The sequence below is a fragment of the Rothia sp. HMSC069D01 genome, from assembly GCF_001810135.1.
Lineage (GTDB): Bacteria > Actinomycetota > Actinomycetes > Actinomycetales > Micrococcaceae > Rothia.
Window position 1 is genome coordinate 1 of record NZ_KV800107.1, and the last position, 871, is coordinate 871.

Annotated in this window: 1 protein-coding gene; it reads left to right on the top strand. The window is 57.3% G+C overall.

From position 1 onward, the window contains the following. Nucleotides 1-693 (top strand): rhomboid family intramembrane serine protease (locus HMPREF2710_RS04565; protein WP_070599759.1); only part of this gene is annotated, 693 nt, incomplete at its 5' end. Nucleotides 694-871 lie beyond the last annotated feature (178 nt).

An 871-nucleotide genomic window follows, 5' to 3' on the forward strand; every position in this document is an offset into this window, starting at 1 on the left:
GATGTGGGCATGGTCTGCCCCGACTGCTACCGCGACCTCACGGGCGGCAGCTCGAAGGCGCAAGGTTCGAAAGCACAGGGCTCATTCCTGGCGCGCCACTGGCACATTACGTACACGCTCATTCTGATTAACGTCGCGATGTACGGTCTGCAGCAGATCATTCCCAATGAATGGGTGGTTAGGCACGGCAACATCTGGTGGCCCTACGTCCAGCATGGCGAGTACTACCGCATCATCAGCTACGGTTTTCTGCACATGCAGAACGACCCGATGCACCTGGTGTGGAACATGATTAACCTCTTCATCTACGGCGTGTCCCTCGAACGCATGATGGGGCGCTGGAAGTTCCTCCTCGTGTACCTGGGCTCTATCGTCTTCGGCGCCCTCGGCGTGTACGTGCTGGCATCTGACACCAGCGTGGTGGGTGCCTCCGGTGGTCTATTCGGCCTCATGGGCTCTTTCTTGACCCTGCTAATCATCAGGAAGCAGAAGGACACCGCACGAGTGTTCGTCATGATTACTGCCCCGAACATCATCTATAGCATTCTGACCCCCTCGAATATCTCCCACGCATGCCATGCGGGTGGTTTTGTCGGTGGTGTGCTGTTGACACTGCTGTTTGTCCCGCTTGTGGATAAGCCCGAGCCTCCTCAGCAGCAGAGCCCGCAGCAATGGCAAAACGGCAGGTACTAAGCCTGAAAATACGTGAAAAATCTTCGGAAAATCCGGCACACAACCCTTGGAGGGTCAGTGGAGAACTTTCCCAACTACATGAATTACGGGCAGAGCCCCACGGTCTGCGTCAACCACCCCGACCGCGTTAGCTACGCCCAGTGTGGGCGCTGCAACCGCACCGTCTGCGGCGAATGCC